The 605-nt window shown below is 60.0% G+C and carries 1 protein-coding gene; it reads right to left on the minus strand.

What is annotated here, in order from left to right; genetic code table 11:
- The coding region (locus tag ACW9I6_RS32405; protein WP_457340246.1) for an RHS repeat domain-containing protein at window positions 1–605 on the minus strand (605 nt) is incomplete at both ends.

Genomic DNA, 605 nt, shown 5'->3' on the forward strand with positions numbered 1-605 from the left:
GTAGTGCAGCCCGCTTTCCGGGTCGAAGTACTGGCCCTGGAAGCGCAGCGGGTTGGTAACGGTGTTGACGTCCAGCTTCGCGATTTGGCCGTAGGCGCGGTAGTGCGCTGACCAGACAATTTCGCCGTCGGGGGCGGTGAGTTCTTGTGGTGTGCCGAGGTGGTCGAGTTGGTAGTGGACGGGTTTTACGTCTTCCGGGCCGTAGCCTTTCAGCAGCGCTAATGGGCGAAAGCTGTTGGGTTCGTAGATATAGCTTTGGTGGTGATCAGCACTGTGTTCGGCAATCAGCGTGTCGCCTTGCCAGAAGAACTCGGTGGTTTGGCTTTTTATCGTTTTGGCGATACGCCGTCCAAACGGGTCGTAGCGATATGTGGCTTCGGTGCCGTCCGGCTGGGTGACGCTGATCAGTCGGTGCTGGCAGTCGTAGCGGTATTCGGTAACCAACTGCTGCGCCCGGCCCCGGCGTTCCCGCAGGAGGTTGCCGAAAGCGTCGTAGTCGTAATGGCGGTCACCTTGCATCAACAGGCGATTGCCTTTGACGACGCTCGGACCGACGCGGTCTTGCATCAGCAGGTTGCCCGCCGGGTCGTGGACGAAGCGTTCCT

The sequence above is a fragment of the Pseudomonas sp. SDO5522_S412 genome (assembly GCF_054071215.1).